At 62.7% G+C, this 14,794-nt stretch carries 11 protein-coding genes; all 11 read left to right on the plus strand.

The features are described 5' to 3' along the window. Window positions 1–336 precede the first annotated feature (336 nt). Window positions 337–1,422 carry a 3-deoxy-7-phosphoheptulonate synthase gene (locus AC3WQN_RS20320; RefSeq protein WP_103401595.1) on the plus strand — a complete coding sequence of 362 codons (1,086 nt, stop codon included), beginning with the start codon at window positions 337–339 and terminating at the stop codon, window positions 1,420–1,422. Between the two features lie 205 nt (window positions 1,423–1,627). Beyond that, the gene (locus tag AC3WQN_RS20325; RefSeq protein ID WP_103401594.1) at window positions 1,628–2,509 is read left to right on the plus strand and encodes a lipase family alpha/beta hydrolase; all 882 of its coding nucleotides are present in this window, start codon (window positions 1,628–1,630) and stop codon (window positions 2,507–2,509) included. Window positions 2,510–2,635: 126 nt separating this feature from the next. After that, entirely contained in the window at window positions 2,636–2,917 is a 282-nt protein-coding gene (locus AC3WQN_RS20330; protein ID WP_095079598.1) for a peptidylprolyl isomerase, read from the plus strand. A gap of 135 nt (window positions 2,918–3,052) precedes the next feature. Then, window positions 3,053–4,921 (plus strand): extracellular solute-binding protein, encoded by a 1,869-nt coding sequence (locus AC3WQN_RS20335; RefSeq protein ID WP_103401593.1) that lies wholly within the window; start codon window positions 3,053–3,055, stop codon window positions 4,919–4,921. Further along, a complete protein-coding gene (locus AC3WQN_RS20340) occupies window positions 4,921–5,979 on the plus strand; it encodes a microcin C ABC transporter permease YejB (protein ID WP_103401592.1) in 1,059 nt (352 codons plus the stop codon). Before AC3WQN_RS20335 ends, AC3WQN_RS20340 begins: the two co-directional genes overlap by 1 nt. Continuing rightward, window positions 5,979–7,001, plus strand: coding sequence for an ABC transporter permease (locus tag AC3WQN_RS20345; protein ID WP_103401591.1), 1,023 nt, complete (start codon window positions 5,979–5,981; stop codon window positions 6,999–7,001). The genes AC3WQN_RS20340 and AC3WQN_RS20345 overlap by 1 nt, the downstream gene beginning before the upstream one ends. Before the next feature lie 53 nt (window positions 7,002–7,054). After that, the gene (locus AC3WQN_RS20350) at window positions 7,055–8,635 is read left to right on the plus strand and encodes an ABC transporter ATP-binding protein (protein WP_103401590.1); all 1,581 of its coding nucleotides are present in this window, start codon (window positions 7,055–7,057) and stop codon (window positions 8,633–8,635) included. 62 nt (window positions 8,636–8,697) lie between these two features. Then, the gene (locus AC3WQN_RS20355; RefSeq protein WP_103401589.1) at window positions 8,698–10,113 is read left to right on the plus strand and encodes a sigma-54 interaction domain-containing protein; all 1,416 of its coding nucleotides are present in this window, start codon (window positions 8,698–8,700) and stop codon (window positions 10,111–10,113) included. Window positions 10,114–10,414: 301 nt separating this feature from the next. Beyond that, window positions 10,415–11,806, plus strand: coding sequence for a GntP family permease (locus AC3WQN_RS20360; protein WP_103401588.1), 1,392 nt, complete (start codon window positions 10,415–10,417; stop codon window positions 11,804–11,806). A 7-nt stretch (window positions 11,807–11,813) separates the two neighbouring features. Beyond that, complete coding sequence (hbdH, locus tag AC3WQN_RS20365; protein WP_095143312.1) at window positions 11,814–12,587, plus strand: 3-hydroxybutyrate dehydrogenase; 774 nt, start codon at window positions 11,814–11,816, stop codon at window positions 12,585–12,587. Window positions 12,588–12,705: 118 nt separating this feature from the next. After that, entirely contained in the window at window positions 12,706–14,661 is a 1,956-nt protein-coding gene (locus tag AC3WQN_RS20370) for an acetoacetate--CoA ligase (protein ID WP_103401587.1), read from the plus strand. Window positions 14,662–14,794: the final 133 nt, after the last annotated feature.

Genomic DNA, 14,794 nt, shown 5'->3' on the forward strand with positions numbered 1-14,794 from the left:
CCTACACGGCGGCCACTACTCAAGGGGTCGCCTGCCAGAGAATTCTCAACCCCCGGTCGGCCTCCCGACCGGGGGTTTTGTTTTTTTAGCGCCACACCTTTTTAGCGACATCACTGACTTCAAGGAATTACGACATGAACTACGCCACTTATTACCGTTACGACAGTTTTTCCGCCTGGCGATTTACCAGCCTCCGCTCGGGACAGCCTGCCGCCTCCGATCGGTCACCCACCGGTGGCAAGCACACACGCCAGGCCAATCCGGCCAATTGTCGAACACCCCAGTAGGGCCGAGCGCGCGGGACAGAACCCGCCGCCAGCCCAAGGAAGCCCGAACATGAACGCATCCCTCTCCGCTCTGCCACTGTCCACCCTGAGCCCTGCCAATGAAGCGCTGACCCAGCGCCTGCCCAGCTCATTGCAACTCAAACAGCAATTGCCACTGAGCAATGCCCTGACGGCGCAAGTCGCCGCCCACCGCCAAGCGGTCCGCGCCATTTTGCAAGGTGAAGACAGTCGCCTGCTGGTCGTCGTTGGCCCCTGCTCCATCCACGATCCGCAATCAGCCCTGGAATACGCTGAAAAGCTCGCCCGACTCGCCACCGACGTCAGCGGTGAAATGCTTATCGTAATGCGCGCCTACGTCGAAAAACCCCGCACCACGGTCGGCTGGAAAGGCCTGGCCTACGACCCCCGCCTGGACGGCAGTGACGACATGGTCGGTGGCCTGACGCTCTCGCGTGAGTTGATGCGTGAAATGCTGCGCCTGGGCTTGCCCGTCGCCACCGAACTGCTGCAACCCATGGCCGCCAGTTACTTCGACGACCTGCTGAGTTGGGTCGCCATCGGCGCACGCACCACCGAATCGCAGATCCATCGGGAAATGGCCAGCGGCCTGGGCATCCCGGTCGGTTTCAAGAATGGTACCGACGGCGGCGTTGGCGTGGCCACCGATGCCATGCGCTCGGCCGCTCATCCGCACCGGCACTTCGGCGTCGACAGCCAGGGGCACCCGGCAATCATTCAGACCCAGGGCAACCCCGACACTCACCTGGTACTGCGCGGCGGCCACCGCGGCCCCAACTACGACCGCCAGAATGTCGCGCACATACAGGCAGACCTGCAGACGCTGAAAATGGCGTCGCGCATCATGGTCGACTGCAGCCACGCCAACAGCGGCAAGGATCCCTTGCGCCAACCGGCGGTGTTCAATGACGTGCTTGAGCAACGCTTGAACGGCAATCGCGCGCTGATCGGCATGATGATCGAAGGCCACCTGTTCGAAGGCTGCCAGCCCTTGAGCCCGTCGCTGCGCTACGGTGTGTCGGTGACGGACGGCTGCCTGGGCTGGGACGCGACCGAGCAGTTGCTACGCAGTGCCAGCTTGAAACTGCGCAAGCCCGGCCACTCGACGCGTGCCTGAAGCCATTTCGTTCGACCGCCATTGCGCCGGCCACGGCGCAATGGCGACCGCCCCAGAACACCCCCTTCACTCCTGATTATTCGTCGCACCTCTATTCCGCTTTCAACAACTGACAGCGGCTTTTTCGTACATCGATCCATTGGGAACCTGCATTAGAGTGAGGACGTGAACATCCCTCCCGAACTTACGGAAAACAGGCACGCGTATGCAACGGAATGCAGACACGCAATACCCCATCATGTTGGTCCACGGTCTCTTCGGATTCGACCGCATCGGCAAACTCGAACTGTTCCACGGTATCCGACAGGCCCTCAGGAACGCTGGCGCCCACGTGTTCATCCCCTGCCTCTCGGCCACTCACAGCAATGAAGCCCGTGGCCAGCAATTGCAGACCCAGATCGAGCGGGTGCTGGCAGGTACCGGGGCGAGCAAGGTCAACCTGATCGGCCATAGCCAAGGCGCACTGGCGGCACGCTATGCAGCCGCCACCCTGCCGCAGCAGGTGGCCTCGATGACCTCGGTCAGCGGGCCGAACCACGGCTCGGAACTGGCCGACTGCCTGCGCAAGGCCTTGACCCCGGGACGCTTGCCCGAACGAGTTGCCGTTGCCGCCTCGACCTTGTTTGTCGAGTTCCTGCGCTTTGCCAGTGGCCAACCGAACATTCCGCAGGACGCCCTGGCCGCCCTCAACGCACTGACCACCGAAGGCGTTGCCGCCTTCAATGCCAAATACCCGCAGGGCCTGCCAGACACCTGGGGTGGCCAGGGTGATGAACAGGTCAATGGCGTTCGCTACTACTCCTGGAGCGGCACGTTGCAGCGCAATCTGCTGGCTGAAGGGGCGAATGCCCTTGATCCGCTACACGCCTTCTGTCGCGGCTTTTCCGGTTTCTTCACCCGCGAGGCAGAGCAGAACGACGGCATGGTCGGTCGCTACAGTTCGCACCTGGGCACGGTCCTGCGCTCCGACCACCCCATGGACCACATGGACAGCATCAACCAGACGGCAGGCCTGGTGCGCACTGGCGTCGACCCGGTGGGGTTATATCTGGAGCACGCCGAACGCCTGAAGCTCATCGGTCTCTGAAAGGATCGAGCGTTGGTTTTCGACCGACGGCAAGGCGACACCGAATCAATCACCAGATTGACAAGAATTAGACCACTGAATCCGGTAGGCTCAGCACTTTATTGAACATTGATTGGAGATTTCCCCATGGCCAAAGCCACTGCCCGCCACATCCTGGTTGCCAGCGAAGCCAAGTGCAACGAACTCAAGGCGCAGATCGAAGCGGGTACTGATTTCGCTGAAGTTGCCAAAGCCAACTCCACTTGCCCATCCAGCCGCCAGGGCGGCGACCTGGGTTCGTTTGGCCCAGGCCAGATGGTCAAGGAGTTCGACGCCGTGGTCTTCAGCGCACCGGTCAACACCGTTCAGGGCCCGGTCAAGACCCAGTTCGGTTACCACCTGCTGGAAGTGACCAGCCGTCAGGACTGATCACCTGCGAATGCGTTAAACAACGGCCCGCCTCTTGGTGGGCCGTTGTGCATGTAACGAATGAGATTGGCTGGCGAGTCACGCGCTGCTAGCGTACAAATTGAACCACCGATCACCCGGCGCTTAAGGCTGACAATGCGACTGGCTTTCCCCTCATTGATCTTCACGGTCCTGGTCTTGCTGCTGAATGCTGGCGTCGTGAACGCGGCACCTCAACACGCCTTGACCGTCTACGGCGAACCCGCCAGGTATCCCGCCAACTTCAGTCATTTCGCCTACGCCAACCCGCAGGCGCCCAAGGGTGGCAGCATGCGGCGCTCGGCCATCGAAATCGGGCGTTTCGACCACGTCTTGCCGTACATCGACAAAGGCATTGGCGTGTCCCAGCTCGACGGGATGATTTATTCGCCCCTGGCTCAGCGTTCACTGGATGAGCCCTACACCGTATACGGGCTGGTCGCGGAAAAAATGGAGCGCGCCGACGATGGTTTGTGGCTGCGCTTCTACCTGAACCCCAAGGCACGCTTCGCCGATGGCACGCCCATTACCGCCGAGGATGTACGCTACACCTTCGACCTGCTGATGACCCAGGGCAGCCTGCGCTACCGCACTCAATTCGCCGACGTCAAAGGCGTCGAAGTCGAGTCGCCGCGCACCCTTCGCTTCGATTTCAAGAACAACGAAAACCGCACCTTGCCGCTGGACATCGCCACCTTGCCGGTGTTTCCCGAGCACTGGTGGAAAACCCGCGACTTCGCCAACGGCGGCGGCTACGAAGCTCCGCTGGGCAGCGGCCCGTACCGCGTGAGCAAGATTGACTCCGGGCGCAGCATTACCTTCGAACGCAACGCCGACTGGTGGGGCAAGGACCTGCCCGTCAGCCGTGGCCTGTACAACTTCGACCACTTCAGCATCGAGTACTTCGGCGACACCGACGTCGCCCGCCAGGTCCTGCGCGGGGGCGCCTATGACTACAACCGCGAGTTCTCCGCCACCGGCTATTCCATCGGCTACGACAGCCCGGCGCTGAGCGACGGCCGCCTGCAAAAAGCCCACCTGGCCAGGCAGGCGCCGCAACCGTCCCAGGGCTTTGTGTTCAACCTGCAAAACCCCCTGTTCAAGGACCGCCGCGTGCGCCAGGCATTGGCGATGCTCTGGGACTTCGAGTGGAGCAACCGGCAGATGATGCGCGACCTGTACATCCGCCAGCAGAGCTTTTTTTCCAACACCGAGCTGGCCGCCAGGCAACTGCCGGATGCCGGTGAGCGGGCGATTCTCGAACCCCTGCGCGGGCAGATTCCCGATGAAGTTTTCACCCAGGTGTTCGAAGCACCGAAGACCGACGGCAGCGGCCTGATCCGCGACAAGCAACTGCAGGCCCTGGCCCTGCTCGAACAGGCTGGCTGGAAAGCCGAAGGCGACCAGTTGGTCAACGCCGAAGGCGAGCCGCTGGCCTTTACCTTTCTGATCAGCCAGAACGGCATGGACCGCTTGCTGCTGCCCTACAAGCGCACCCTGGCGCAAATCGGCATCAACCTGAGCATCCGCTTGATCGACTCGTCGCAATACGTCAATCGCCTGATGAGTCGCGACTACGACATGATCGTCACCGGCTTCCCGGTCACCACCTCCCCCGGGGGCGAGCTGTTCAACTATTTCGGTTCGGCGGCGGCCGACGACCCGGGTTCCAACAACTACATGGCACTGAAGAACCCCGCCGTCGACACCTTGATCAGCGGCCTGGTCAAGGCCACCACCCAGGTCGACATGCTGCACCATGCCCGCGCCCTGGACCGGGTGTTGCAATGGAACTACTACTGGATTCCCAACTACTACCCGCCCGGCACCTCGACGGTCTGGTGGAACCGCTTCGGCATGCCAGCGGTACAGGCGAGCAATGACGACGCCATCGAAAGCTGGTGGGAAGTGAGCCGGACCCCGCTGACCAATGAGCAGATGGCCGCCGAACGCATCAGGCGTAGTCAACCCGGAGGGCCCCATTGATGCTGGCTTACATCATTCGCCGCTTGCTGCTGATCATTCCCACCCTGGTGATCATCCTGCTGGTCAATTTCGTGATCGTGCAGGCCGCGCCCGGAGGCCCGGTCGAGCAGGCCATCGCCCACTTGCAAGGGATCGGCGGTGCAGGCCCCGGTGCTACCGGCGACGCCGTGAGCCATGGCTCACGGGCCAGCCGAGGCCTGGACCCGCAACTGATCAAGGACATCGAGAAACAGTACGGTTTCGACAAGCCCGCCGTGGAGCGCCTGTGGCTGATGCTCAAGAGCTATGCCCGCCTGGACTTCGGCAAAAGCTTTTTTCGCGGCGCCACGGTGACCGACCTGATCCTGGAAAAGATGCCAGTGACCATTTCCCTGGGACTGTGGGCGACCCTGATCACCTACCTGGTGTCGATCCCCCTGGGCATCCGCAAGGCGGTGCATCACGGCAGTCACTTTGATGTCTGGAGCAGCACCGCGATCATCATCGGCTATGCGATGCCAGCCTTTCTGTTTGCCATGTTCCTGATCGTGGTGTTTGCCGGTGGCACTTCGCTGAACTGGTTTCCGGTGCGCGGCCTGGTGTCGGAGAACTTCGACCAGCTGTCGACACTGGGCAAAATCACCGACTACTTCTGGCACCTGGTGCTGCCCGTGACCGCGCTGGTGGTGGGCGGTTTCGCCACCCTGACCATCCTGACCAAGAACTCGTTTCTCAATGAAATCACCCGCCAGTACGTGGTGACCGCTCGCGCCAAAGGCCTGAGCGAGCGCCGGGTGCTCTATGGCCACGTGTTTCGCAATGCCATGCTGCTGGTGGTGTCGGGTATTCCCCAGGCCTTCATCAGCGTGTTCTTCGCCGGCTCCCTGTTGATCGAAGTGATCTTCTCCCTCGACGGCCTGGGGCGCATGAGCTACGAAGCGGCCGTGTCCCGGGACTACCCGGTGGTGTTCGGCTCGCTGTTTATCTTCACCCTCTTCGGCCTGCTGATAAAACTCATCGGCGACCTGTGCTACACCCTGGTCGACCCGCGCATCGACTTCGCCGCGAGGAACGCCTGATGCTCAAGCTCTCGCCCTTGGCGCGTCGTCGTTTCGAGCGCTTCAAGAAGAACCGTCGGGGCTGGTGGTCGCTGTGGCTGTTCATCGGCCTGTTCCTGCTGACCCTGGGTGGCGAACTGATTGCCAACGACAAACCGCTGGTGCTCAGTTATCAGGACACGTTGTACTTCCCGGCGTTCAAGCGCTACACCGAGCAGGAGTTCGGCGGGCAATTGCCGTTCCAGGCCGACTACCGCAGTGACTACGTGCAGAAATTGATCAAACAGGACGGCGGCTGGATGCTGTTCCCGCCGGTCCCGTTCAGTGACGACACACCGAACTACGACCTCAACCAACCAGCGCCGAGCCCACCCTCGACCGTCAACTGGCTGGGGACCGATGACCAGGCGCGCGACGTGCTGGCGCGGGTGATCTTTGGGGCGCGGGTGTCGATCCTGTTCGCCCTGGCCCTGACCTTCATCAGCGCGCTGATCGGTATCGCCGCCGGCGCCTTGCAGGGTTACTACGGCGGCTGGGTCGACCTGCTCGGCCAGCGCTTGCTGGAGGTCTGGTCGGGGTTACCGGTGCTGTACCTGCTGATCATCCTGTCGGGCTTCGTCGAGCCGAACTTCTGGTGGCTGCTGGGGATCATGGCGCTGTTTTCCTGGCTGGCGCTGGTGGACGTGGTGCGCGCCGAGTTCCTGCGCGGGCGCAACCTGGAGTACGTCAAGGCCGCACGGGCCCTGGGCCTGACGGACCGCAAGGTGATCGTGCGGCACATCCTGCCGAACGCCATGAACGCCACCCTGAGCTACCTGCCGTTCATTCTCACCGGCGCCATCTCGACCCTCACCGCCCTCGACTTCCTCGGCTTCGGCATGCCCGCCGGCAGTGCTTCGCTGGGCGAGTTGATCGGCCAGGGCAAACAGAACCTGCAAGCGCCGTGGCTCGGATTGACCGCGTTTTTTACCCTGGCGTTGATTCTTTCGTTACTGGTGTTCATCGGCGAAGCATTGCGCGATGCGTTTGATCCGCGATCTTGATCCACGATCTTGATCCGCGATCTAGATCCACCATTTTTCAGCGGACTGTTGATATGAGCGACAACCTGATCGAAATCCGTGACCTCAACGTGGCCTTCAGTGGTCAGGCGGCGGTGCGCAACCTGTGCCTGGACATCCGTCCCGGCGAGTGCCTGGCGCTGGTGGGCGAGTCCGGCTCGGGCAAATCGGTGACCGCCCACTCGATCCTGCAACTGCTGCCCGAGTGCGGCACCGAGTCGTCCGGCAGCATTCGCTACCGAGGCCAGGAATTGATGGGCGCCGACAGCGGCACCCTGCGCTCGCTGCGGGGCGATCGCATCGCGATGATCTTCCAGGAGCCGATGACCTCCCTCAATCCGCTGCACAGCATCGAAAAACAGATCGGCGAGACCCTGCTGGTGCACAAGGGACTGGGGGGCAAGGCGGCGCAAAAACGCATTCTCGAACTGCTGGACCTGGTGGGCATCCAGAAGCCCGAAGAACGCCTCAAGGCCTACCCGCACCAACTCTCCGGCGGCCAGCGGCAACGGGTGATGATCGCCATGGCCCTGGCCTGCGAGCCCGAGTTGCTGATCGCCGACGAGCCGACCACCGCACTGGACGTGACGGTGCAACGCAAGATCCTGCTGCTGCTCAAATCGCTGCAACAACGCCTGGGCATGTCGTTGCTGTTGATCAGTCACGACCTGAACCTGGTGCGCAGCATCGCGCAGCGAGTGTGCGTGATGCGCGCCGGCGAGATCGTCGAACAGGCCGATTGCGAGCGCCTGTTCAATGCACCGCAGCACCCCTACAGCTGCGTGCTGCTGAATGCGGAGCCCGAAGGTGAAGCCTTGCCACGGGACGAACGCGAAGCGGTGCTGGAGGTCGATGACCTGAGCGTACGCTTCCCGCTGGGCGGTGGCTTGTTCAAACGCAAGACCTGGTTGCACGCCGTGGACGGCATCAGCCTGAGCATTCAACGGGGCAAGACCCTGGGCATCGTCGGCGAGTCCGGTTCGGGAAAGACCACACTGGGCCAGGCGATCCTGCGCCTGCTGGACTCCGAGGGCAGCATTCGTTTTCAGGGCGAGGCCCTGGACCGCCTCAACCAGAAGCAGTTACGGCCGTGGCGCAAAAAAATGCAGGTGGTGTTCCAGGATCCGTTCGGCAGCCTCAGCCCGCGCATGTCCGTGGCGCAGATCATCAGCGAAGGGCTGGAAGTCCACAGCCAGTCCACCGCCGCCGAATGCGAAGCCCAGGTGATCCAGGCCCTCGAGGAAGTGGGCCTGGACCCGCAAAGCCGGCACCGCTACCCCCACGAGTTCTCCGGCGGCCAGCGCCAACGCATCGCCATTGCCCGGGCGCTGGTGTTGAAACCGGCGCTGATCCTGCTCGACGAGCCCACCTCGGCCCTGGACCGTACGGTGCAGAAACAGGTGGTCGCCCTGCTCCGCCAGCTCCAGGAAAAACACGGCCTGACCTACCTGTTCATCAGTCACGACCTGTCGGTGGTGCGCGCCCTGGCCCACGACATGATCGTGATCAAGGACGGCAAAGTCGTGGAGCGCGGCGCCAGCCATGAGGTGTTCGATGCGCCCCGGCACCCCTATACCAAAGAGCTGTTGGCGGCCGCCCACCCAGGCTGGGCATAATCGCGCCAGACCCCATCATGGCCTTCGCGCGCATGGACGATACACAGTCAGGAAATGCAACCATGAACACCACCGACAGCCTCAAGGACTACCAGCGGGTACGCCTGCTGGCGATCCGCTCGTTGTTCGAAATCATCGAGCAGTCCAGCGAAGGCACGGTCATCGTCGACCATGATGCGAACATCGTCTGGATGAACGAACGCTATGCCCGGCGCTTTGGCCTGGAGTCGGCCGCGGTGGCCATCGGCAAACCCTGTGAAAGCGTGATCCCCGGCAGCCTGTTGCGTGAAGTGGTACGCACCGGCCGCCCGATCTTGCTGGACATGCAGGACACGTCCAAGGAGCCGCTGGTGGTGATGCGCCTGCCGATTCACGACGATGCCGGGGCGGTGATCGGCGCCATCGGCTTTGCCCTGTTCGATGAGTTGCGCAGCCTGTCGCCGATGCTCAAGCGCTACCTGAGCATGCAGCAAGAGCTGGCCTCCACCCGTTCGTTGCTGCGCGCTCGCCAGGCCAAGTACACCTTCGCCCACTTCATCGGCACCAGCGCCGCCAGCCTGGAAGTCAAACGCCGCGCCCGACGCAGCGCCAGCACCGAGTCGCCGGTGTTGCTGCTGGGCGAAACCGGCACCGGCAAGGAACTGTTGGCCCAGGCCATTCACAGTGCCTCGCCACGGGCCCACAAAGCCTTTGTCAGCATCAACAGCGCGGCCATTCCCGAGGCCCTGCTGGAGGCCGAGTTCTTCGGCACCGCCCCCGGCGCCTTCACGGGCGCCGACCGCAAGGGCCGATCCGGCAAGTTGCAGATCGCCCAGGGCGGCACCCTGTTTCTCGACGAAATCGGCGACATGCCACTGCCACTGCAAAGCAAACTGCTGCGGGTATTGCAGGAGAAAGAATTCGAACCGGTGGGCTCCAACGAAATGATCCAGAGCGATGTGCGGGTCATCGCCGCGACCTCCACCGACCTTGAGGCGGCGATCAAGCGCGGTGAGTTCCGCGCCGACCTGTATTACCGCCTCAATGTCCTGCCGATTCAGGTACCGCCACTGCGCGAGCGTCTCGACGACCTGCCGGCCCTGAGCGAAGCCATTCTCGAAGAACTGCGCAGCCAGCATGAACTCGACCACCAGGCCTTGGCGCTACTGGGGCAACACGCCTGGCCAGGCAATATTCGCGAACTGCGCAACGTGCTGGAACGGGCGGCGCTGCTCAGCGATGACCTGATCCTGGATGCCGACGAAATTCGCGCCGCGATCGGTGGCCTGGTTCCCGTGCCACGCACTGTCCTGGCGGCGACTGCGCCCCTTGCCCATGAAACCTTCAGCGCCGCCCGCGAGCGTTTTGACCGCCAACTGATTGAAAGCACACTGGCGCAATGCGGCGGCAAGGTGATCGACGCGGCGGCACGCCTGGGGCTGGGACGTTCGACGCTGTACAAGAAAATGCTGGCATTGGGGATGGCCGAGTCTCAATAACGAGACTTGAGTCCATAAAACGAGACCAATTGTTTCAGCGCCCCGCGCTCATCGCGCGGTAGCCCACTCCACGCCCTCCCCCAAGCAAAATCAATGAAGCTCCAGGCGCAGAGGGCTGGCCTGCACCAAGGGTTCGAGCACCCATACCCGTCTCTAATCAGAGACAAATATCAGTAAAATACTTCCAATAGAATTAATTTCTCTTATAAATCAATAACTTAAAAACATGGCACGAAACCCGCTGTAGGCCCTTTCACACCTGCTACACCCCCAAAAAAATAACAATCCCAGGAGACACACCATGAGTGTGATCATTGCCTTGGCAGCCCTCGCGCTGCTGATGCTCGCTGCTTACCGTGGCTACAGCGTCATCCTCTTCGCTCCGATTGCCGCCCTTGGCGCGGTACTGCTCACCGACCCTTCCGCCGTTGCGCCCGCCTTCACCGGGGTGTTCATGGAGAAAATGGTCGGCTTCATCAAACTGTATTTCCCGGTGTTCCTGCTCGGCGCGGTGTTCGGCAAGCTGATCGAGCTGTCGGGTTTCTCGCGCTCGATCGTCGCGGCGGCCATTCGCCTGCTCGGCACCCGCCAGGCCATGCTGGTGATTGTGCTGGTCTGCGCCCTGCTCACCTATGGCGGCGTATCCTTGTTTGTAGTGGTGTTCGCGGTGTATCCGTTTGCCGCGGAGATGTTCCGCCAGAGCAACATTCCGAAGCGGCTGATCCCGGCGACCATCGCCCTCGGTGCCTTTTCGTTCACCATGGATGCCTTGCCTGGCACCCCGCAAATCCAGAACATCATCCCCAGCACCTTCTTCAACACCACCGCCTGGGCCGCGCCCTGGCTGGGTGTGATCGGCACGGTGTTCGTGTTCTGCGCCGGCATGCTGTTCCTCCAGCGCCAGCGCAACAAGGCCCAGCGCAACGGTGAAGGCTATGGCTCTGACCTGCGCAACGAGCCGGAAACCGCCGAAAACCTGAAGCTGCCCAACCCCTGGCTCGCCCTGTCACCGCTGCTGGCAGTGGGCCTCATGAACCTGCTGTTCACCCACTGGATTCCCCAATGGTACGGCAAGACCCATAGCCTGAGCCTGCCGGGCATGGCCGCACCGGTGACCACCGAAATCGCCAAGCTCACCGCCATCTGGGCCGTGCAGGCAGCGTTGCTGGTGGGCATCCTCATGGTCCTGGCGTTCGGCTTCAACGCGATCCGCGGCAAGCTGGCCGAAGGCAGTAAAAGCGCCGTCAGCGGCGCGCTGCTGGCGGCGATGAACACCGCCTCGGAATACGGCTTCGGCGCGGTCATCGCCTCCCTGCCAGGCTTCCTGGTGCTGGCCGACTGGCTCAAAAGCATTCCCAACCCACTGGTCAACGAAGCGATCACCGTGACCTTGCTGGCCGGCATCACCGGTTCCGCCTCGGGCGGCATGAGCATCGCGCTGGCCGCCATGGCCAATGACTTCATCGCTGCGGCCCATGCCGCGAACATTCCGCTGGAAGTCCTGCACCGGGTGGCCTCCATGGCCAGCGGCGGCATGGACACCCTGCCGCACAATGGCGCGGTGATCACCCTGCTGGCGGTGACCGGCCTGACCCACCGCCAGGCTTACAAAGACATTTTCTGTATTACGCTGATCAAGACGCTGGCGGTCTTCGTCGTCATCGCTACTTTCTATGCCACCGGCATTGTGTGAGGCACTCATGACAACTCTTTCGGGCAAAACCGCACTGGTCACCGGCTCCACCAGCGGCATCGGGCTGGGCATCGCGCTGAGCCTGGCCAAGGCCGGCGCCAACCTGATCCTCAATGGCTTCGGCGATGCCTCGGGGGTGATCGCCGAGGTCGGCCAGTTCGGCGGCAAGGTCGGCCATCACCCCGCCGACGTCAGCGACCCGGCGCAAATCGCCGAGATGATCGCCTACGCCGAACGGGAATTCGGCGGCGTCGACATTCTGGTGAACAACGCCGGCATCCAGCACGTGTCCACCGTGGAAGACTTCCCGGTGGAGCGCTGGGATTCGATCATCGCGATCAACCTGTCGTCGGTGTTCCACAGCACCCGCCTGAGCCTGCCAGGCATGCGCGCCAAAGGCTGGGGGCGGATCGTCAACATCGCCTCGGTGCACGGCCAGGTGGGTTCGGTCGGCAAGGCCGCTTACGTCGCCGCCAAGCATGGGGTGATCGGCCTGACCAAAGTGGTGGGCCTGGAAACCGCCACCAGCAATGTCACCTGCAATGCCATCTGCCCGGGCTGGGTATTGACCCCGCTAGTCCAGAAGCAGATCGACGACCGCGCCGCCACCGGCATCGACCCGCAGCAGGCGCAGCGTGACCTGCTGGCCGAGAAGCAGCCGTCCCTGGCATTCGTCACCCCGCCGCAGCTGGGCGAACTGGTGCTGTTCCTGTGCAGCGAAGCCGGCAGCCAGGTACGCGGCGCGGCATGGAACATCGATGGCGGGTGGTTGGCGCAGTAAAATATAACCCGTGACGATCGTTTCCACGCTCGCCGTCCGCTGAGGCATGCCAACGCGGGAGCGTGGGAACGATCCGGGAAAGCAACGCATGTGCAGTCATAAGAACAAGAGGCCAATCATGTCCGACCTACTCTGGCAACCCAGCGCCGAACGCATCGGCAAGACCCGCATGGATGCCTTTCGGCGCTTCTGCAATCAGCAGTATCGCCTGGCCCTCGCCGACTACCCAGCCCTGCACCAGTGGAGCATCGATCAGCGTGCAGACTTTTGGCAGGCCATCGTCGACTTCTTCGCGATCACCTTCCGCCAGGCGCCCAGCGCGGTGTTGCGTGAAGGCGCGCAGATGCCCGATGCCCAATGGTTTCCCGACGCTACGCTGAACTTTGCCGAACACCTGCTGCGTCGTCGCGACAGCGCCGTGGCGGTGATTGCCCTCGGCGAAGATGGCCAGCGCGAACAACTGAGCTATGCCGACCTTGCCCACCACGTGGCCGGCCTGCAAAAGAGCCTGCAAGCAGCCGGTGTCGGCCTGGGCGACCGGGTGGCGGCGTGCATGCCCAACACCTGGCAGACCCTGGTCGGCATGCTGGCCACCACCAGCCTGGGCGCGATCTGGTCCTGTTCGTCGCCGGACTTCGGCACCCACGGTGTGGTCGACCGTTTCGGCCAGATCGAACCGAAAGTACTGATCACCTGCGCCGGTTACCGCTATGCCGGCAAGACCATCGACCAGACGGTCAAGGTCAACGAAATCCTTGAACGCCTGCCGTCGCTGCAGCAGCTGATTATCGTGCCGTACGCCCGGCCAGAGGCACGCATCGAAGACTACAGGACCCAGGCCCGGGTAGCGCTGTGGGACGGTTTCTATCAGGCCGGTGGCGAGCCTGAGTTCGTCGCCGTGCCCTTCGCCCATCCGCTGTACATCCTCTACTCCAGCGGCACCACCGGCGTGCCGAAGTGCATTGTCCACAGTGCCGGCGGCGTGTTGCTGCAACACGTCAAGGAACACGGCCTGCATGTTGACCTGGGCCCTGACGACCGGCTGTTCTACTACACCACCTGTGGCTGGATGATGTGGAACTGGCTGGTCTCGGCCCTGGCGGTCGGCAGCAGCATCGTGCTGTACGACGGCTCACCCTTCCACCCGCAACCGCAACGCCTGATCGACCTGATCGATGAGGAGTCCATCAGCGTTTTCGGCACCAGCCCCAAGTTCCTGGCCACCCTGGAAAGCAACGACATCCAGCCGCGCCTGAGTCACCGCCTGGGCAGCCTCAAGGCGGTGCTCTGCACAGGTTCGGCGCTGTCGCCGCAGAGCTTTGACTACGTGTATCGCGAGATCAAAAGCGACCTGTGCCTGTCATCCATATCCGGTGGCACGGACATCGTCTCCTGCTTCGTGGCCGGCAACCCGGTATTGCCGGTGCGCCGGGGCGAAATGCAGGGCAAGGGCCTGGGCATGGCCATCGAGGTCTGGAACGACGCCGGCCAGCGGGTCATCGGCGAGAAAGGCGAACTGGTCTGCACTCGACACTTCCCGGCGATGCCCATCGGCTTTTGGCATGACCCGCAGCAGGAAAGACTGCGCGCGTCGTATTTCAGCCAGTTCCCCGGTGTCTGGGCCCAGGGCGACTACGCCGAAGAGCTCGCCCACGGCGGCTGGTTGATCCACGGACGTTCCGACGCAGTGCTCAACCCGGGCGGGGTGCGGATCGGCACCGCGGAAATCTACCGGCAAGTGGAAAAGGTCCACCAGGTACTCGATTGCGTCGCCATCGGCCAGCAATGGCAGGACGACGTGCGCGTGGTGCTGTTCGTGCGCCTGCGTGACGGCGTGGAGCTGGACGAAGCCCTGCAACAGCAGATTCGCCAGGTCATCCGCGCCAACACCACGCCTCGCCACGTGCCGGCGAAAATCCTCAGGGTCGACGATATTCCGCGCACCATCAGTGGCAAGGTGGTCGAGTTGGCGGTGAAAAACGTCGTGCACGGGCAGCCGGTGAAAAACACCGACGCGCTGGCCAACCCCGAAGCCCTGGAGCAGTTTCGTGATCGCCCGGAATTGCAGGTGTAATGCTGCCAACATGACAATTGCAGTCGTTCAAATAGAACCCGATGACTGGTTTTGGGGCTGCGACGCAGCCCAGCGCGAGCAAGCTCGCTCGCCACGGGGTCTGTGTACGACGCCACTTTCCTTGACTGAACGC

Source organism: Pseudomonas sp. FW300-N1A1 (assembly GCF_058789115.1).